At 67.5% G+C, this 18,479-nt stretch carries 15 protein-coding genes; 7 read left to right on the top strand and 8 right to left on the bottom strand.

The window, feature by feature from the left end:
• Window positions 1–114 precede the first annotated feature (114 nt).
• Together A9J21_RS22160 and A9J21_RS22155 are read right to left on the bottom strand one after the other, a co-directional pair.
• The gene (locus A9J21_RS22160; RefSeq protein WP_066739305.1) at window positions 115–921 is read right to left on the bottom strand and encodes an anti-sigma factor; all 807 of its coding nucleotides are present in this window, start codon (window positions 919–921) and stop codon (window positions 115–117) included.
• A complete protein-coding gene (locus A9J21_RS22155; protein WP_066739304.1) occupies window positions 908–1,540 on the bottom strand; it encodes an RNA polymerase sigma factor in 633 nt (210 codons plus the stop codon). Before A9J21_RS22155 ends, A9J21_RS22160 begins: the two co-directional genes overlap by 14 nt.
• A gap of 208 nt (window positions 1,541–1,748) precedes the next feature.
• Here A9J21_RS22155 and A9J21_RS22150 point away from each other — a divergent pair, with 208 nt between their 5' ends.
• Window positions 1,749–2,642: a metallophosphoesterase gene (locus tag A9J21_RS22150; protein WP_066739303.1), complete on the top strand. Its 894-nt coding sequence runs from the start codon at window positions 1,749–1,751 to the stop codon at window positions 2,640–2,642.
• The gene (locus tag A9J21_RS22145) at window positions 2,639–3,043 is read left to right on the top strand and encodes a cupredoxin domain-containing protein (protein ID WP_404851405.1); all 405 of its coding nucleotides are present in this window, start codon (window positions 2,639–2,641) and stop codon (window positions 3,041–3,043) included. Before A9J21_RS22150 ends, A9J21_RS22145 begins: the two co-directional genes overlap by 4 nt.
• Window positions 3,044–3,094: 51 nt before the next feature.
• Here the strand turns inward: A9J21_RS22145 and A9J21_RS22140 are convergent, their stop codons facing one another.
• On the bottom strand, window positions 3,095–6,274 hold the full coding sequence (locus tag A9J21_RS22140) for an efflux RND transporter permease subunit (protein ID WP_066739302.1): 3,180 nt from the start codon (window positions 6,272–6,274) through the stop codon (window positions 3,095–3,097).
• Window positions 6,271–7,524 carry an efflux RND transporter periplasmic adaptor subunit gene (locus A9J21_RS22135; RefSeq protein ID WP_066739320.1) on the bottom strand — a complete coding sequence of 418 codons (1,254 nt, stop codon included), beginning with the start codon at window positions 7,522–7,524 and terminating at the stop codon, window positions 6,271–6,273. The genes A9J21_RS22140 and A9J21_RS22135 overlap by 4 nt, the downstream gene beginning before the upstream one ends.
• 159 nt (window positions 7,525–7,683) lie before the next feature.
• On the opposite strand from A9J21_RS22135, the gene A9J21_RS22130 reads away from it, so the two are divergent.
• From A9J21_RS22130 to A9J21_RS22120, 3 genes are all read left to right on the top strand, one after another.
• Window positions 7,684–7,968, top strand: coding sequence for a hypothetical protein (locus A9J21_RS22130; RefSeq protein ID WP_066739301.1), 285 nt, complete (start codon window positions 7,684–7,686; stop codon window positions 7,966–7,968).
• Window positions 7,969–8,080: 112 nt separating this feature from the next.
• A complete protein-coding gene (locus A9J21_RS22125) occupies window positions 8,081–9,370 on the top strand; it encodes an MASE1 domain-containing protein (RefSeq protein WP_066739319.1) in 1,290 nt (429 codons plus the stop codon).
• Entirely contained in the window at window positions 9,367–10,590 is a 1,224-nt protein-coding gene (locus tag A9J21_RS22120; RefSeq protein ID WP_066739300.1) for an alpha/beta fold hydrolase, read from the top strand. Before A9J21_RS22125 ends, A9J21_RS22120 begins: the two co-directional genes overlap by 4 nt.
• Before the next feature lie 25 nt (window positions 10,591–10,615).
• On the opposite strand, the gene A9J21_RS22115 is transcribed toward A9J21_RS22120, so the two are convergent.
• Window positions 10,616–12,934 (bottom strand): patatin-like phospholipase family protein, encoded by a 2,319-nt coding sequence (locus A9J21_RS22115; protein ID WP_066739299.1) that lies wholly within the window; start codon window positions 12,932–12,934, stop codon window positions 10,616–10,618.
• Between the two features lie 348 nt (window positions 12,935–13,282).
• Between A9J21_RS22115 and groES the strand changes: the two genes are divergently transcribed.
• Both groES and groL read left to right on the top strand, forming a co-directional pair.
• Window positions 13,283–13,573, top strand: coding sequence for a co-chaperone GroES (groES, locus tag A9J21_RS22110; protein ID WP_008644494.1), 291 nt, complete (start codon window positions 13,283–13,285; stop codon window positions 13,571–13,573).
• Between the two features lie 90 nt (window positions 13,574–13,663).
• Window positions 13,664–15,307 (top strand): chaperonin GroEL, encoded by a 1,644-nt coding sequence (gene groL, locus A9J21_RS22105; protein ID WP_066739298.1) that lies wholly within the window; start codon window positions 13,664–13,666, stop codon window positions 15,305–15,307.
• A 127-nt stretch (window positions 15,308–15,434) separates the two neighbouring features.
• Here groL and A9J21_RS22100 read toward each other — a convergent pair whose 3' ends face one another.
• From A9J21_RS22100 to A9J21_RS22090, 3 genes are all read right to left on the bottom strand, one after another.
• Window positions 15,435–16,223 carry a metallophosphoesterase gene (locus A9J21_RS22100; protein WP_066739297.1) on the bottom strand — a complete coding sequence of 263 codons (789 nt, stop codon included), beginning with the start codon at window positions 16,221–16,223 and terminating at the stop codon, window positions 15,435–15,437.
• Window positions 16,224–16,442: 219 nt separating this feature from the next.
• Complete coding sequence (locus A9J21_RS22095) at window positions 16,443–17,414, bottom strand: type II secretion system F family protein (RefSeq protein ID WP_066739296.1); 972 nt, start codon at window positions 17,412–17,414, stop codon at window positions 16,443–16,445.
• A 52-nt stretch (window positions 17,415–17,466) separates the two neighbouring features.
• A complete protein-coding gene (locus A9J21_RS22090; protein ID WP_066739295.1) occupies window positions 17,467–18,444 on the bottom strand; it encodes a type II secretion system F family protein in 978 nt (325 codons plus the stop codon).
• Window positions 18,445–18,479 lie beyond the last annotated feature (35 nt).

Here is an 18,479-nt window from a genome sequence, read left to right as displayed (position 1 = left end):
GGGGGGGGGGGGGGGGGGGGGGGGGGGGGGGGCATGGCGTTTCAAATTGCGACGTGTCGTGGCTTGAGCCGCTCGCCCTCTCCCCCAACCCCTCAGCCCATTAGGGCTTACGCCTCACCGCCGCTCTCCATCCTCCGCATTGCGCCACGCCTGCACGAACTTGCGCAGGTCGCCGGCGGACGCGTCGGTGATCGCCACGTAGCGCATGCCGCCGGCGTTCCAGCTTTCGAGCTGGTATCCCTGCCGGACCCGTTCCCCCACCCCTGCGCCTGAACCCGGTATCACGAAGACGTCCACTGGATGCTGGCGGCGCTGGTAGACCAGCACAGCCACGCGCTGCCCGTCGACAAAGTCGACCCGGCCGCCAACCAGTGGAAAGCCGGCCGAAGCCAGGTCGCGCACGTCGGGCGCGTAGTCGATGCGACCGTTGAACCACGGCTTGACCGTGTGCTGGTCGGTCGAGATCACATCGCTGGCCCGGTTCGAGATCAGCCCGCGCACATGGCTGGCGACGATGCTGCTGGCGAGCAGGTCATCGGGTGACGGCTCGGTCTGGTACTGGAACACGCTCAGGCCCACCGCGGCCACCGTGACGGCGGCCAGCGCGGCATTGACCGGGGGCGACCATGCGAACCAGCGGCGCCAGCCGGCCGGCGCATCGGGCGCTGGCTCGGCAAGCGCGCCGTCGCCGTCGGCGGCGGGGGTGGGCAGGGCGTCGAGAATGCGGGCGCGCAGTTCGGCCGGGGCGCGGTGGTACGTGGCGCCGTGTCGGGTGGCGCGGCGCAGGGCCTGCAGGTTGCTCAGCGCATCCACGCAGCTGTCGCAGTCTTCGAGATGGCGTTCCAGCCGCACGCTGTCGGCCGCACCCACCTCGCCGTCGGCGGTGGCCTGCAGCAGGTGGCGGGCTTCATTGCAATCCATGGCGCCGGTCTCCTGCGGGGGGGATGGATTGGTCGGGGGCGGGGTCTGGGCCGGTTGCCGGCACACCGCTGGCGGCCTGCTGCGGCGCGCCATCGCGCAGCGCCACCACGGCGGCGGCCAGCATGCGGCGGCCGCGCGCCAGCCGCGACATCACGGTGCCCACCGGAATGTCGGCAATGCGCGCGATATCGCGGTAGTGCAGTTCCTCCAGTTCGCGCAACACCAGCACCTCCCGAAACGCCACCGGCAGCCGCTCCAGCGCCGCGTGTACCAGCCGCACGTCTTCCTCGCGCAGCAACCATTGCTCCGGATCGCCAGGCGCGCCGTGCCAGTCAGGCAGGTCGGCATCGATCAGCGATTCGTCATAGCCGGTCTCGGCGGCCGCGTGGCGCTTTTGCCAGGTGGTGAACCACGTGTTGCGCACGATGGTCAGCAGCCATGGCCGGGCCTGGTCGCCGCGAAAACTGCCGAACAGCCGGAACGCGCGCAGAAAGGCTTCCTGCACCACGTCGTCGGCATCGCCCGGATTGCCGCATAGCCAGCGGGCAAGGTTGTACGCGGCATCCAGGTGGGGCAGCACCAGGATGTCGAATCGGCGGCGCGTATTGGCGGCGTCCAAGTCAGTCCTTCAGGGGCGGATCGGCAGGGCACTGCGGCATGGGGCGTCTCCCGTGTATTACCGGCGCTGGGCCGATTCTATTCCCGGCTTTCCAATTCGCCAATGGTGATTGCCCCGCTCCCACTTGTGGGAACGGGGCGAAGCCCCCGGGGAATAAATCCCGTGCGATCCCGGTATGACAGTCACCACCCACCCACCGGAGACGGTCATGAATGGAAACTGGAGCCGGCGCGACATCCTGCGCCTGGCAGGAGCGGCCGGCGGCGCCGTGTTCGCATCGGCCTTGCCGGGCTGGGCAGCCGCCCGCGACGACGATTTTGTGTTCGTCCAGCTGTCCGATGCGCACTGGGGCTTCGAGGGGCCGCCCAATCCCGATGCGCGCGGTACGCTGCCCAAGGCCGTGGCGGCGGTCAATGCGCTGCCGCAGCCGCCCGATTTCGTGATGTTCACGGGCGACCTGACACATTCCACCGACGATCCGGCGGAGCGCCGCCGCCGCATGCGCGAATTCCGCGACATCATCGCCCCGCTGCGCGCCGGGGCCGTCCACCTGATGCCGGGCGAGCACGATGCCAGCCTGGATAACGGCGCGGCCTACCAGGAGCTGTTCGGGCCCACGCACTACACGTTCGATCACAAGGGGCTGCACGCCATCGTGCTGGACAACGTGTCGGACCCCGCCGGCCAGGTGGGCGAGGCCCAGTTGGCGTGGCTGGCCGCCGACCTGGCGAAGCAGCCGCGCGACGCGCGCATCGTGGTCTTTACCCACCGGCCGCTGTTCGACCTCTATCCCCAGTGGGACTGGGCCACGCGCGACGGTGTCAAGGTGATCGACCAGCTCATGCCCTATCAGAACGTGACGGTGTTCTACGGGCACATCCATCAGGAACATCACCGCATGACCGGTCATATCGCCCACCACGCGGCGCGCTCGCTGATGTTTCCGCTGCCGGCGGCCGGGTCCCAGGCGCGCCGGCTGCCGGTGCCGTGGGATGCCGCGCATCCGTACCAGGGCCTTGGCTGGCGCGAGGTGAACGCCACGGCGTCGCCCGGCAAGGACGCGTTCAAGCTGGCGGAGCAGCCGGTGGTGGGGAGAGCATGATGACGAGCGATCCGACCGATCCGCATGATGGCCCGGCCGCAGCGGGCCGGCGCCGGATGCTGGCGCAGGTCATGGGCCTGATGCTGGCGGCCGCCGTCGTGCCCGTGATGGGCGGAGCCGCCGCGCCGCGCGTGATCCCGATGCGCGCGCGGCGCTTCGTGTTCATCCCTGACAAGCTGGCGCTCAAGCCGGGCGAGACGGTGGTGCTGGCAATCACCGCCGAGGACGTCATCATGGGCTTCTCGGCACCGGACTTCTCGGTTCGTGCCGACCTGCCGCCGGGCAAGGCGGTGGAGGTGAGGCTGACCGCGCCGAAGAAGCGCGGCACCTACACCTTCCTGTGCGACATCTTTTGCGGTTCGGGCCACGAGAGCATGAGCGGCACGATCAGCGTGGCGTAGCGGACGAGAAACGGGGGAAGGGGAAAGGGGCGCCGTCCGGGGCCGCGACGCTCAGGCGTCGTCGTACCCGGTGGCGCGCGCGTCGGCGTGCGCGGGCGGCTGGCCCGTGCGTGCCGCGCGGCGCCGCACATACCAGTGATGCGCGCGATCCAGGTACAGGTAGACCACGGGCGTGCTGAACAGCGTCAGCATCTGCGACACGACCAGCCCGCCCACCATCGCCCAGCCCAGCGGACGGCGCAGTTCCGAGCCCGCGCCGTGGCCCAGCATCAGCGGCAGGCCGGCCAGCAGCGCGCACATGGTGGTCATCATGATTGGCCGGAAGCGCAGCAGGCAGGCTTCGTAGATGGCTTCGCGCGGGGCCATGCCGCGTTCGCGCTCGGCCACCAGCGCGAAGTCCACCATCATGATGCCGTTCTTCTTGACGATGCCAATCAGCAGGATGATGCCGATCAGCGCGATCACGGTGAAGTCGTAGCCGCCCAGCATCAGCACTGCCAGCGCGCCCACGCCGGCCGACGGCAGCGTCGACAGGATCGTCAGCGGATGGATATAGCTTTCGTAGAGCAGCCCCAGCACGATATACACGGCAATCAGCGCCGCCGCGATCAGGTATGGCTGCGAGGCCAGCGAAGCGCCGAAAGCCTGCGCCGTGCCCTGGAACGCGCCGGTCAGCGTGCGCGGGCGGCCCATCTCGTTCAGCGCCTTGTTGATCGCGTCCACCGCCTCGCCCAGCGACGCACCCTGCGCCAGGTTGAACGAGATCGTCACGGCCGGAAACTGCCCCTGGTGGCCGATCGACAGATAGGCCGTGCGGTTGGTGTCGATCTTCACGAACGACGACAGCGGCACCTGCTGGCCCGTGATGGGCGAGGTCAGGTAGAGCTTGTCGAACAGCTGCGGGTCCTGCTGCATGGCGGGCGAGACTTCCAGGATCACGTGGTAGCTGTTGATCTGCGTGAAGTACTGCGCCACCTGGCGCTGGCCGATGGCGTCGTAGAGCGTGGCGTCGATCAGTGCCGGCGTGATGCCGAAGCTCGATGCGCGGGCGCGGTCGATGGTCAGCACGGCGGCCGCGGCGGCGTTCTGCTGGTCGGACGCCACGTCGCGCAGTTGCGGCAGCTGGCGAAACCGCTCGACGACGCGCGGTGCCCAGCTGTTCAGTTCGTCCAGGTTGGCGTCGGTCAGCGTGAACTGGTACTGCGTGCGCGACAGGCGGCCACCCACGTTGATGTCCTGCCCGGCCTGCAGGAACAGGTTGGCGCCCTGCACCTGCTGCAGCTTCGGGCGCAGGCGCGCGATGACCTGGTCGGCCGACGCCGTGCGGCCGTCTTCCTTGGGGCGCAGGCTGATAAAGAAGTTGCCGGTGTTGACCGTGTTCTGGCCGCCGGTCATGCCCACGGCGGCCACGTCGGGGTCGCTGCGCACGATGTCGGCCAGCGCCACCATGCGTGCATTCATCGACTTGAACGATGCATCCTGCGCCGACTCCGCCGTGCCGAACAGGAAGCCCGTGTCCTGCTGCGGGAAGAAGCCCTTGGGGATGACGGCAAACAGCACCACGGTGGTCGCCACGGTCAGCAGGAACACGCACAGTGTCAGGAACTGGTGATCGAGCACGTGGTCCAGGCCGCGCCGGTAGGCCCCCAGCATGGCGTCGAAGCCGCGTTCGAACATCTGGTAGAGCCGGCCATGCTGCTCGGCGTGGGCCGGGTCGTGCGGCTTGAGAAAGCGCGAGCACAGCATCGGCGTCAGCGTCAGCGACACCACCACCGATACGGCAATGGTCAGCGTGACCGTCACCGCGAACTCGCGGAACAGCCGGCCCACGATGCCGCCCATCAGCAGCAGCGGAATGAAGACAGCCACCAGCGACACCGAGATCGACACGATGGTGAACGCGATCTCCCCGGCCCCCTGCAGCGCGGCGTCCATCGGCGACATGCCCGCTTCCACGTGCCGGTAGATGTTCTCCAGCATCACGATGGCGTCGTCGACCACGAAGCCCACGGCGATGGTCAGCGCCATCAGCGACAGGTTGTCGCGGCTGTAGCCCAGCAGGTACATGCCGCCGGCCGTGCCCAGCAGCGCCAGCGGCACCGTCACGCTGGGGATCAGCGTGGCCGGCACGTTGCGCAGGAACACGAAGATGATGCCGACCACCAGCACGATGGTCAGCACCAGCGTGAATTCGACATCGGCCTCGGACGCGCGGATGTTCTGCGTGCGGTCGGCCAGCACATTGACGTTGACCGAAGCCGGGATCGAAAGCTGCAGGCGGGGCAGGGCGGCCTTGATGCGGTCCACCGTGGCGATCACATTGGCGCCGGGCTGCTTGGTCACGGCCAGGATGATGCCGCGCCCGTTGTGGAAGGTGTTGTCGGCGGGGGCGGCGGCGCCGGCGAAGGCCCAGCCGGCCAGCCTGGCGTTCTCGGGGCCGTCCACGGCCTGGCCGATGTCGCGCACGCGCACCGGCGCACCGTTGCGGTAGGCCAGCACGATGTCGTTCCAGGTGCTCGCCTTCGTGATCTGGTCGTTGGTGTAGACGTTGAACGCCTTGGTGGTGCCGTCGGTGGCGCCGGTGGGCTGGTTGACGGTGCTTGCGGCCACCACCGCGCGGATGTCTTCCAGGCTCATGCCCATCGCGGCAAGCTTGCCCGGGTCCACCTGGATGCGCACGGCCGGTTTCTGCTGGCCGCCGATATTGACCAGCCCCACGCCCTCGATCTGCGAGATCTGCTGGGCCAGGATGTTGTCGGCATAGTCGTTCACGGTGGTCAGCGGCAGGGCATCGGACTGCACCGCCAACACCAGGATCGGCGCGTCGGCCGGATTGATCTTGCGGAACGTCGGCGGGCTGGGCAGGTTGGTTGGCAGCTGGCCGCCGGCGGCGTTGATGGCCGCCTGCACGTCCACGGCAGCGGCGTCGATGCTGCGGTTCAGGTCGAACTGCAGCGTGATCTGCGTGGTGCCCTGGGCGCTGGCCGACGTCATCTGCGTGAGCCCGGCGATCAGCGAGAACTGCCGCTCCAACGGCTGCGCCACGTTGGATGCCATGGTCTCGGGGTTGGCGCCGGGCAGGTTGACGGTGACCTGGATGGTCGGGAAATCCACCTGTGGCAATGGCGCAATGGGCAGCAGCGGCCAGGCGGCCAGGCCGACCAGGAACAGCGCGAATGCCAGCAGCGAGGTGCCGATCGGCCGCTTGATGAAGTTTGCCGATACGCTCATGGGCGCGCGCCGGGCGGGGCGGTGGCCGGCGTATTGGCTGGCAGGTTGGCTGGCAGGTTGGCGGCCACGGCCGGTGCGCTGCCGCGGGTGTCCGGGGCGGCGGCCTGCCCGGACTGCGGCGGGGTCTCGGCAATCCGCGCGCCGGGCTTGAGCTTGTACTGGCCGTCGGCCACCACGCGGTCGCCCGGGTTGACGCCGCTGGCGATCACGGCCTGCGGGCCTTGCAGTTCCGCCACCTGCACCGGCTGCAGCTTGACGGACTGGTCTGCCTGCACGGCATAGACATAGGTGCCGGCCTCATTGCGCTGGATTGCCGAGGCCGGGATGACCACGGCGTTGTCGTGCTGCCCCAGCACCAGCCGGGCGTTGACGTACTGTCCGGGCCACAACGCCTGGTGCGGGTTCGGGAAACGCGCCTTGAGCTGGATGGTGCCGCTGGTGGTGTCGATCGTGTTGTTCAGCAGGATCAGCCGGCCCTGGCCCAGCGCGATATCGGTGCCGCGCTCGTTGGCAAACACGGCCAGCGGCGTGGCACTGGCCGCCATCGCGCGCTGGATGCGGCCGAAGGCATCGTCGGGCAGCGTGAAGACCAGGTCGATGGGGTCGATCTGGCGGATCACCACCAGGCCCGTGGTGTCGGTGGCGTGGATGATATTGCCGGGGTCCACCAGCCGCGCCCCGACGCGGCCCGACAGCGGCGCGGTGATCGTCGTGAAATCAAGCTGCACGCGGGCCAGCGCGATCTGCGCCTCGTCGTTCCTGACCGTTGCGGCCAGCTGGTTGACCAGCGCGCGCTGGGTGTCCAGCGTCTGCCGGGTGGTGGAATCGGTGCGGATCAGGTCCTCGAAGCGCTGCAGGTCCAGCCGGGCGTTGGCCAGCAGGGCCTCGTCGCGCGCCCTGGTGGCCTGGGCCTGCTGCAGCGTGGCCTGGAAGGTGCGCGGATCGATGCGCGCCAGCACCTGCCCCGCCTTCACATCCTGACCCTCGACGAAGCCCACGCTGTCCAGCTGCCCGTCCACACGTGCCTTGACCGTCACGGTCGCCATGGCCTGCACGGTGCCCACGCCGGTCAGGCCGATGTCGACCTCCTGGGTGCGCGCCGTGGCCGTGCTGACCACCACCGGCGGCACCGGCGGGGTGGCGGGGCGCGGGCGCAGCAGCCGGTACAGCCCCCACCCGGCCAGCAGCACGACGACGATGGCCAGCGCCACGGCCAGCGGGCGGCGGCGGGACGGGACAGTTGCGGACATGGGTTCGACATCCATCGCTTGACTCGACAAGGATAGGTCGCGCACGTGACCGGCGACATGCGGGGATACGACGGGCGTATTACTGTTTATTTCAGCGTACGATGCCAACGCAGTCGTGCATCATCAGGCTTGTGGCCAACTTCTCTCAGGCAGACCACCATGGAAACCCAGGAAAGCACCCTGACCCTCGCATTGCTGACGGTGCCGGCCCGTGCGGCGATCTGCCGCGCGCTGCTGGAGGCCGGCGAAGATTGCCTGCCCGCCATTGCGCTGGCCGAGGCGTCGGGCGTGACGCTGCGCCGCGCCGCCCACTATTTCCAGGAGATGGTCCAGGCCGAGGTGCTGGCGCTGGTCATCCGCGACCATCAGGTCTGCTACATGCTCAAGGCGCGCCGCGCGGTGCGCGAGGCGCTGGAATTCGTGGACCGCAGCGGCCTGAACTGACTGTGCTGCTTCAGGCGCTTTTTTGAGGGCGCCGGTCAACTGGCCGGCGTGGTTCGCCGTTCATTCAGGGCGGCCGGCCTTTGTGGCGGCGCGCCTGCATCAGGAATCCAACGTGAAACTTTCGAACCGGATCGCTACGCTTGCGCTGTGGGCGGTCCTGTATTTCGTCCTCGGCTACGCATCGCACAAGATCAACGGGCCTTTTGCCGCCACCGGCTATATCTGGCTGCCGGCCGGGGTGACCGTGGCCGCCTTCATGCTGGCGCCGGCCCGCCGCTGGGTGGAACTGGGGCTGGCCTTCCTGGCCGCGCAGATGCTGCTGGGGATGGTGGAAGGGCGCGATGCCTTCCGCATGGTGCTGTTCTCGCTGGACGAGATCGGCTTTGCGGCCCTGGCCGTGGCCCTGGTCCACATGATGCGGTTTTCGCTCGAAGGCCTGGCCTTCCTGCGCGGCCTGCTGCTGGCCGCCGTGGTTGGCAGCGTGGGCGGTGCGGTGTTCGGCGCCGGCTGGTTCTGGCTGTTCCTGGACGTGCCGTTCTGGGCCACGGCCAAGGTGTGGGCCGCCGCGGATTTCGTGGGTGTCCTGATCGTCACGCCCGTGTTCGCGGGCTGGGCGCGCTTCAGCGCGGCCCGCTCGGGTGGCCGGCGCCGGGGCGAGTTCACGGCCGGGATTGCCGCGCTGCTGGCCGTGCTGGTGACCGCCGCTGTCGTGTTCGACGGCACCCGCATCGTGCAGTTGTCGCTGGACGTGGCCTACGCGCTGACCTATATCCCGCTGTTCTTCGTCGCTATCGCGGCGCTGTTGCTGGGCGGGCGCGGCGGGTCGGTGGCGGTGGCGCTGCTGACGGCGCTGGTGCTGCTCAATACCGCGCAGGGCGATGGCCCGTTCGCCGATACGGCGGTCTACCACGGCAATTCGCTGCTGGTGGCGCAGCTTTACCTGGCCGTGGCCGCCTTGCTCACGCTGCTGATCAGTACGCTGCGGACGGCCCGCGAGCAGTTGCACGAGGCGGCGGCAACCCGCCAGAACGACGTGGAGCTGGCCCTGGCCGCCAGTGGGCAACTGGTCTACAACCTCGATCCGCATAGCGGCCGGCTGCGCTGGGGCGGCAGTGTCGAACAGGCATTTGGCGTGGTGGAGCCGGCCTTTGCCACGCTTGACGACGTGCTGGCCTGCGTGCACCCGGACGACCGCGCCGAGGTGCGCCGGCGCTGGTTGCGCGAAAGCGACGGCGAGGTGCGCGGCGACCTGACGTTCCGGCTGATGCTGCCGGTGGGGTCGACCACCACGGTGGTCGACATGAGCGGCCCGCTGCTGGACGGCGACGACTCCGTGGCGCTGATCGCCGGGGCCTGGCGCATCGTCGCCAGCCACGACACCGAGGGGCGGCGCGCGGCATGACCACCGAACAGGCGCCGCGCGTCGGGGCCTTGCTGATCCACGGCCTGGGCGGCACCCAGTACGACCTCGGGCCGATGCACAAGGTGCTGCGGCGCGGCGGCGTGGAAACCCACGCCGTGACGCTGCCCGGCCACGGCGGTACGCCCGAAGACCTGCACCACGTGCGGGCCGAGCAGTGGATCGATTCGGTCACGCAGGCCTATGACTCGCTGGTGGACCAGTACGACACGTTCCACGTGATCGGCATGTGCATGGGCGCGCTGCTGGCGGTGGCGCTGGCCGAGCGGCGCCAGCACCGCAAGGGCAAGCTCGTGGCGCTGTCCGCGCCGGTCTTTATCGATGGCTGGTCGACGCCGCCTTACCGCTGGCTGCGGCACGTGGTCTACCACCTGCCGATACTGCCGGCCCGCATCAAGGTCGAAGAGAACGAGCCGTTCGGCATCAAGAACGACCTGGTGCGCGCCATCGTCAAGGCCAAGTTCGAGCGCGGCGACAACTTCCATTACCGCTGGGTGCCGCTGACCTGCATCCGCCAGGTGGACCGCCTGCGGCGCTGGGTGCTCGACGGCGCGCGGCGCGTGGCCTGCCCGACGCTGGTGGTGCATGCGCGCGAGGACGAACTGACATCGGTGCGGTCGGCCGACTTCCTGCTGGCGAACGTGCCGCAGGCCCAGCGCGTGGTGGTCGAGAACAGCTACCACATGATTTGCGTGGACAACGACCGCGAACAGGTGATGGCCAGCGTGGCCGGGTTCCTCGGGCTCGATGCGGCCGCCGGGCGCATGCGCACGCGCCGCGCCGTGGAGGCGCCCATGCCGGCCGAGGCCGTGCAGGCGCTGGTGCAGGATTACCTGGCCGCGTTGACCGCGCGCCATTTCGAGACCATCTATCCGCAGCTCGACCCGGCCATCGTCTGGCGCCACGTGGGCGATCACCCGCTGGCGGGCGAGTATGGCGACCGCGAGGCCGTCATCGCCCTGTTCCAGCGCCTGGCGCAACTGGCCGGCGACACGATCCGGATCGAAGTGGCGGGCGCGCCGCGAATCGACGGCCAGACCGTCGAGGTCGATATCAGCGTGTCGTATCTGTTCGACGGCACCCCGATGCAGGGCCATGGCACCCAGGCGCTGCAGCTGCGCAATGGCCGCATCGCCGCTGTCGAATACCGCTCGGCGATGGTGGCCGCCAGCCCGGCGGCGCTGGCCGGCCAGGCGGTCTGAGCACCTGCCCGGCGCCTGGCGCCGGTCAGAACACGCGGCCCAGCTGCAGGTAGATATTCCAGACGCCCGCCGGGGCCGCCGCAAAGCCGAAGTAGAGCGGCCCGATCACGCTGTTCCCGCCGATGAACGCACTGGCGCTGGACTTGTACGGGCCGCTGCCGAAATTGCGCCGCCTGAGCCAGACATCGCCCACTTCCAGACTGGTGCCGAAGACCGTGGTGCGCAGCCCGGGCAGCGTGAATTCACGCAGTTCGTTCAGGTAGGTCACGCGGCCGTACAGCAGGTAGTTGCCCGAGAACTGGTCCGGCGCATAGGCGGACAGCCGCTGGAATCCGCCCAGCGTGAAGCCCAGGCCGCCGCTGACGCTGTTGTTCGAGCGGTGGTCGTTGTAGGTCATGGCACCTTCGGCGGCCAGGTTCAGCGTGTGGCGGCCGTAGCTGCCGGCCCACAGGGCCTTGGCGTGCACGTCGTCGAAGCTGTTGTCGGCCCCGCCGAACGACAGCTGGTTCACCGCATACAGGTAATAGCCCTTGCGCGGGAAGAGCGGGTCGTCGAGCTGGTCGATGGTCAGCTGGGCGCGTACCACCGGCTGGCGCACCCGGGCGCTGAACCGGCCGTTTGGCGTGCCGGCCAGCAGGTAGTCGGAGTCGTAGCGCACCTGCTGGTAGTTCGCGCCAACCCGGAACTCGCCCAGGCGGCCGATCGGCAGCCCGAAGTCGACACCGGCCTGGGCCGTTTCCACGCGCACCGCCGTCAGCGGCGTGGCATTGCGCTTGTCGCCGTTGTCCGGGTAGATGTCGACATGCTTGCGGGCGTATTCCAGATAGGGCGCGATATAGAAGCCCAGGCGGTCGAATACGGGCTGGCGCAGTTCGGTATGCCATTTCGCCTGGTTGCTGCCCAGCACGATGTCGTTGCGCCATTCGAGCCCGCCCTGCGTCAGCCACGGGTAGCGGTGGCCAAGCTGCAGGTTGAAGGCGCCCTTGCCGTCGAACGTGGTGGACAGGCCGAAGCCGAACAGCAGGAACTGCGGGCCCCATGATTTTTCCTGCGCCTCCACCTTGAGCACCGAACGGCCGCCCTCGGTCACCAGTTCCTGCGTCACGCTTTCGAAGTCGCCGCTGGTCGACAACTGCGTCAGGTCGTGGTTGACGGCGGCCGTGTCATAGCGGTCGCCTTCGCGCACGCGCAGGTACTTCCGCACGTACGATGCCGGGATACGGCCCGAGGTATGGACCTCGATGGCATCGACGCGGTGCGGCTCCATGGCGGCCACGTGCGTGGCGCGCGCCGCGATGTACTGGTCCCATGCCTCGCGCGGCAGGGCCAGCGCGGCCAGCCGGGGCGCGATGGCGGTGGCGGACGCGTAGCCGAGCCCGATGCCGTCGCCGGCGTGCGAGAAATCGGCGAAGGACAGCTTGCCCAGGTCGGGCTCCAGCAGCACGTCGCGCGGCCCCAGCAGCGCCTTTTGCGCTGCCACGTTCTGGTTGGTCAGGATCGTCACCATCTGCTGGGTGACCGCGGCGGGGGACTCTAGCGTGGCCGGATCGTCGAGCGGGGTGGCCACGTTGACGGCGATCACGATGTCGGCGCCCATGTCGCGCGCCATCTGCACCGGCAGGTTGCTGACCAGGCCGCCATCGATCAGTGTGCGCCCGTCCACCGCGAACGGCGCGAACAGGCCGGGCACGGCGGCGCTGGCGCGGATGGCGCGGGGCAGCGAGCCGTGGTCCAGCACCACGGGCGCACCGGTGCCAAGGTCGGTGGCGATCGTCCGGAAAGGCACCGGCAGCGTGTTGAAGTCGACATCGCCGGGCCATGCCGACGTCCAGTCCTGCAGCAGGGTCAGCAGCTTGTTGCCCTGTACCAGCCCGATCGGCAGCTTGACGCCGTCCTTGCCCACCCCGGCCGAGATGCCGATCGGATACTGGAAACTGTCTTCGCGCAGCGTCTGCGGCAGTTGCGCGCGTTCGTTGCGATCGAACACGATGTCGCTGAGATTGACCCGGGACAGCCGGGTCTCAAGCTCGTCGGCCCCGATGCCGCTCGCGTACAGCCCGCCAACCACGGCCCCCATGCTGGTGGCGGCGATACAGTCCACGGGCACGTGCATCTGTTCCAGGGCCTTGAGCACGCCAATATGGGCGTAGCCCCGCGCGCCACCGCCAGACAACACCAGGCCGACGCGCGGCCGGGCAGCCGGGGTGCCAGGGGCACCATTGGCCGCTTCGGCGCCACAGGCCGCTTGGGCGTGTTGCCAGGGCAACAGGGCGATCAGAAACAGCCCGAACAGTACCGCCCACCCTGGCGGGGCACGGCGCGGCGCATTGGGTTGGCGAAACATGACGGTGACTTCGGAAAAGGCGGACAGCGGTGGCGAACCCGTCTGCCAACGTGGCAGCGGGACTTTTCGTGGACATTGTCAGGGGGATGGGCGCAGAAGTGGCGATCTGGCCGGCCGGCGGGAAAAAAATCGCCGCATACGGGAAAACCCCCATTCAGGCCGCGTCTTGAAAACGCAATACCCCGTCCCTATAATTAGCACTCGCTGGGGGAGAGTGCTAACAGCCAGTTGGCGCCCCGCCCCTGCGGTATTTCCGAAAACCTGATGGCCGTTGCCGGCTGGCGTTGATCGCCTCGATAAACGGCCATTTTGTGAATCAAAACTCACTTTTTGTATTTAGGAGTCCGTATGAACCTGCGTCCTCTGCACGACCGTGTGATCGTGAAGCGTCTGGACAATGAAACCAAGACCGCGTCCGGCATCGTGATTCCCGACAATGCAGCCGAGAAGCCGGATCAAGGCGAAGTGCTCGCCATTGGCCCGGGCAAGAAGGATGACAAGGGCAACAACATTGCCCTCGACGTGAAGGTGGGTGACCGCGTGCTGTTCGGCAAGTATGCCGGCCAGGGCGTGAAGGTGGATGGCCAGGAACTGCTGGTCATGCGCGAAGAAGACATCATGGCTGTCGTCAACAAGTAATCGACGCCTGTCTCACCAGACAAAACCCCAGATTCCTGAACGTCCCGCCATGCGCGCGGGGCGCTCTATCCAGATTCGGAGATTCAAGACATGGCAGCAAAAGACGTAGTGTTCGGCGACGCCGCACGTGCCAAGATGGTTGAAGGCGTGAACATTCTCGCCAACGCAGTAAAGGTTACGCTGGGCCCGAAGGGCCGCAACGTGGTGCTGGAGCGCAGCTTCGGCGGCCCGACCGTGACCAAGGACGGTGTGTCCGTGGCCAAGGAAATCGAGCTGAAGGACAAGCTGCAGAACATGGGCGCCCAGATGGTCAAGGAAGTGGCTTCCAAGACCAGCGACAACGCCGGTGACGGTACCACCACCGCTACCGTTCTGGCCCAGTCGATCGTCCGCGAAGGCATGAAGTTCGTGGCCGCCGGCATGAACCCGATGGACCTGAAGCGCGGTATCGACAAGGCTGTTGGTTCGGCCGTGGAAGAGCTGAAGAAGCTGAGCAAGCCGACCACGACCAGCAAGGAAATCGCCCAGGTTGGCGCGATCTCGGCAAACAGCGACGCCTCGATCGGCGAGCGCATTGCCGAAGCCATGGACAAGGTCGGCAAGGAAGGCGTGATCACGGTTGAAGACGGCAAGTCGCTGGCCGACGAGCTGGAAGTCGTGGAAGGCATGCAGTTCGACCGTGGCTACCTGTCGCCGTACTTCATCAACAACCCGGAAAAGCAGGTTGTTCAGCTGGACAGCCCGTTCGTTCTGCTGTTCGACAAGAAGGTCTCGAACATTCGTGACCTGCTGCCGGTGCTGGAGCAAGTGGCCAAGGCTGGCCGCCCGCTGCTGATCATCGCCGAAGACGTGGAAGGCGAAGCCCTGGCCACGCTGGTGGTGAACAACATCCGTGGCATCCTGAAGACCGCCGCCGTGAAGGCTCCGGGCTTCGGCGACCGCCGCAAGGCCATGCTGGAAGACATCGCCATCCTGACGGGCGGCACGGTGATCGCCGAGGAAATCGGCCTGACGCTGGAAAAGGCCACGCTGCAGGACCTGGGCCAGGCCAAGCGCATCGAGATCGGCAAGGAAAACACCATCATCATCGACGGCGCTGGTGACGCATCGGCGATCGAAGGCCGCGTGAAGCAGATCCGTGCCCAGATCGAAGAAGCCACCTCGGACTACGACCGTGAAAAGCTGCAAGAGCGCGTGGCCAAGCTGGCCGGCGGTGTTGCCGTGATCAAGGTTGGCGCTGCCACCGAAGTCGAAATGAAGGAAAAGAAGGCCCGCGTGGAAGATGCACTGCACGCCACCCGCGCTGCCGTGGAAGAAGGTATCGTCCCCGGCGGTGGTGTGGCCCTGCTGCGCGCCCGCGCTGCCATCTCGGGTCTGCAAGGTGAAAACCCGGACCAGAACGCCGGTATCAAGATCGTGCTGCGCGCCATGGAAGAGCCGCTGCGCCAGATCGTGCTGAACGCTGGTGAAGAAGCTTCGGTCGTAGTGGCCAAGGTCATCGAAGGCAAGGGTAACTACGGTTACAACGCTGCCTCGGGCGAGTACGGCGACCTGGTGGAAATGGGCGTGCTGGACCCGACCAAGGTGACCCGCACCGCGCTGCAGAACGCTGCTTCGGTGGCTTCGCTGATGCTGACGACCGACTGCGCCGTTGCCGAAACGCCGAAGGAAGAGTCGGCTCCGGCAATGCCGGGCGGCATGGGCGGCATGGGCGGCATGGACGGCATGATGTAAATCACGCCGGACTGCCGGGCCAGACGGCCTGACTGTCAAAAAACCCCCGAGGGCTCGCGCCCTCGGGGGTTTTTGTTTATGGAGCTGGCGCAGGGCAGGGCGGCGAGGGCGCTGCGGATCGGCCGCCTCAGACTTCCACGACCTTGCCCCAGTCGAACATGGGGTTCTCGGGCACGCCGGTGCGGCGCGAGATATAGCCGCGCGGATTGCAGACCACGCGCGTGTCGTCGATCCAGTAGTCGAAGCTGGTGTGCGTATGGCCGTGGATCCAGAGATCGGCCTGGGCCACGAGATCGGGGCGCCGCGAAATAAAGCCGGCGGAGACGATGTCGTGGGCGTAGCGCGCGTCGAGGCTGCCGAGGTCTGGCCCGTGATGCGTGACGACCACGGTCTTGCCGTCGAACGGCTGGGCCAGCGTGCCGGCCAGCCAGGCGGTGGCGGCGCGATGGCGCGCCAGCGCGTCGGCCGGCGTGTACGGGCGCGGCTGGCCGTCGTCGCCAGCGGTGGCGATCAGGCGATGGTCGAGCATCACCCTGGCGCAGGCAGCCATGGCTTCGTCGATACGGTTCTCGCCGTACAGCGCGTAGTCGGTCCACCAGGTGGTGCCGATCACGCGCACCGGGCCGCCCGGCGCGTCGGCAAACGCCGCCACCGTGCCGTTGAGCAGCATCACGTTGCCGGACGCGGCGGCGCCTTCGGCCATTTGCTGGTCCACGGGATCGAATGCGCTTTCGTAGTATTCGTGATTGCCGGGGATGTAGAGTACCGGGCCGGCGAATGTACGGGCGGCCCAGTCGATGCCGTCGCGGCCGTTGGCGATGTCGCCAGCCAGGATCGTCAGATCGGTGCTGCAGCCGGGGACATTCTCCGGCATGTGGTGTTCGATGTGGAGATCGCTCAGGATGCGGATTTTCATGTGGCGGCCCCCGTATCGGCATACGGGCGAGGATGGATCTGCAAGCATTCTTAAAGAAGACCTGCGCCCCGGTCAAGCCACACGGCGGTTTGTGGCGCATTGCCGATGCACCAAGCAGAAAAGCCCGGACCATGTCCGGGCAAGACTGTCTTCCTGGTATTGCACCAGGGCGGGACAGCCGGGGGAACCGCTATGACAATGCGCCTGTCGGGATGGCGTTTAGTTGCCGCCCGTCATGGTGGGTAGCAGGACCCGGTAGATCTGGATGAACGCGGGTCCCAGCAGGACCAGCAGCAGCGTGGGAAAGATGGTGAAGATCAGCGGGAACAGCAGCTTGAGCGCGATCTTGGCGGCCTGCTCCTCCGCGCGCATGCGGCGCTTGGTCCGGAGCATGTCCGACAGCACGCGCAGGGACTCGCCCAGGCTGGTACCGAAGCGATCGGCCTGGATCAGCATCGACGCGAACTTGTCGACGTCCTCCACGCCCGTGCGCAATGCCAGATTGCTGAGCGCCTTCTCTTTCGAAAACCCCGAGCGCAGTTCCAGCAGCATCAATTGCAGCTCATCGGCCAGCACCGGGCAACGCAGCGCCAGTTCGTCGGCCACGCGCATCAGCGCGGCGTCGAGCCCGAGGCCGGCTTCCACGCAGACAGTCAGCAGGTCGATGACGTCCGGGAATTCCTCGAACACCGTCCGCTGGCGCGTGGCTACCTTGCGCGACAGCACCACGTTGGGGAGGTAGTAGCCGATGGCGGCCAGCACCGCCAGCATCGCGAACATCGCACTCTCTTGCTGGAATGCCGGGGTACTGGCCGTTGCCACCAGACCCAGCATCGGCAGCCCGACCGCCAGCAGCGTCTTGCCGGCAAAGTACAGCGGCGCGGCACTCGCGTTGCGCCACCCGGCATTCATGAAGCGTACGCGCAGCTGCGAGCTTTCCCAGCCGTCCTTGGGCAGCGACAGCCGCGAGACGGGCTGTGCCCATCGCACGAGCGTCTCGATCAGGGCCTGGCGTTGCCCGGTATCGCCGGTGAAGCCGCCGGTCTCGCTGGCAATCTGCTCCATCCGGCCCCGCATCCGGTTGGGCGAGAACGCGTAGAGCACGCCGAATACGGCACCGAACGCGGCGACAAAGACCAGCGCCAGCACGATCAACTGGTCCAGCCGAAACCCCTGCATGATGTCTTGCATGATCCCACTCCCCCTCAGGTTGACCGTTGAAGCCTGCCTGTTGTTATCTGACTCATACCCGGATGCGGATGATCTTGCGCATCCACAGCACACCGAAGCACATCGACGTGAGGGCGCCGCCAATCATTCGCCATCCAAGCGGGTCTTCCCACAGCACCTTCATGAAATCGGGGTTGACGACCAGGATCAGCGCGGCCGTGCCGAACGGCAGCAGCCCGAGGATCCACGCGGAGAGCCGCCCTTCGGCCGATAGCACGCGAATCTTGTCGAAGAGCTTGAGCCGCTCGCGCACCATCGTCGCGATGGTGTCCAGGATCTCCGCCAGGTTGCCGCCGCTCTCGCGCTGGATCAGCACGGCGATGACGAAGTAGCGAAGGTCGCCCACCGGCACCCGGATGGCCAGGTTCGTCATGGCCTCGTCGAGCGCAACGCCGTAGTTGATTTCCTCGAACGTGATGCGAAACTCGGGGCCGAGTGGCGCCTTGATTTCCTGGCCGACCATGCCCAGCGCGCCGGAGAACGAGTGGCCGGCACGCAGCGCGCGGCTGATCATGTCCACGGCGTCGGGCAGTTGCACTTCCATATGCTTGAGCCGCTTGGCGCGTTGCCGCATGACATGCAGGAACGGCAGGATCCAGACGAACGCCGCGCCGCCCAGCATGACCGGCACCGGCACCGGCACCAGCGGAATCAGCGCCACGGTGCACAGCACCACCATCCCGCAGTAGCCCAGCAACTGCGCCACCGACCAGGAGCTGCCCGATTGTTCGAGCCAGCGGTCCAGGGCGCCGACGCGCGGCACGGCCATCAGCCAGCGCTGCATGCGCGGCGAATCGCTGAGCAGCCGCTTCTTGAGAATGGACAGGCGTTCGGCGCTGACCTGTCCGCCGGCCGACAGCGCCCGCAGGCGCGCCTCGATGCGCTTGGCCGCCGGGCCGTGGGCGCTGTTCCACCACAGATAGATGGCTTCGACACCGAGCACCACGGCGACGAACAGCAGGATGCCGAAGGCATAGAAGATCGTGCTCATGTGTTACCCCCCGGGGAATGTTGTGGTTGGCGCGT

This window comes from Cupriavidus sp. D384 (assembly GCF_001652915.1).
Classification (GTDB): domain Bacteria; phylum Pseudomonadota; class Gammaproteobacteria; order Burkholderiales; family Burkholderiaceae; genus Cupriavidus.
This window is presented reverse-complemented; position numbering and strand designations above follow the sequence as displayed.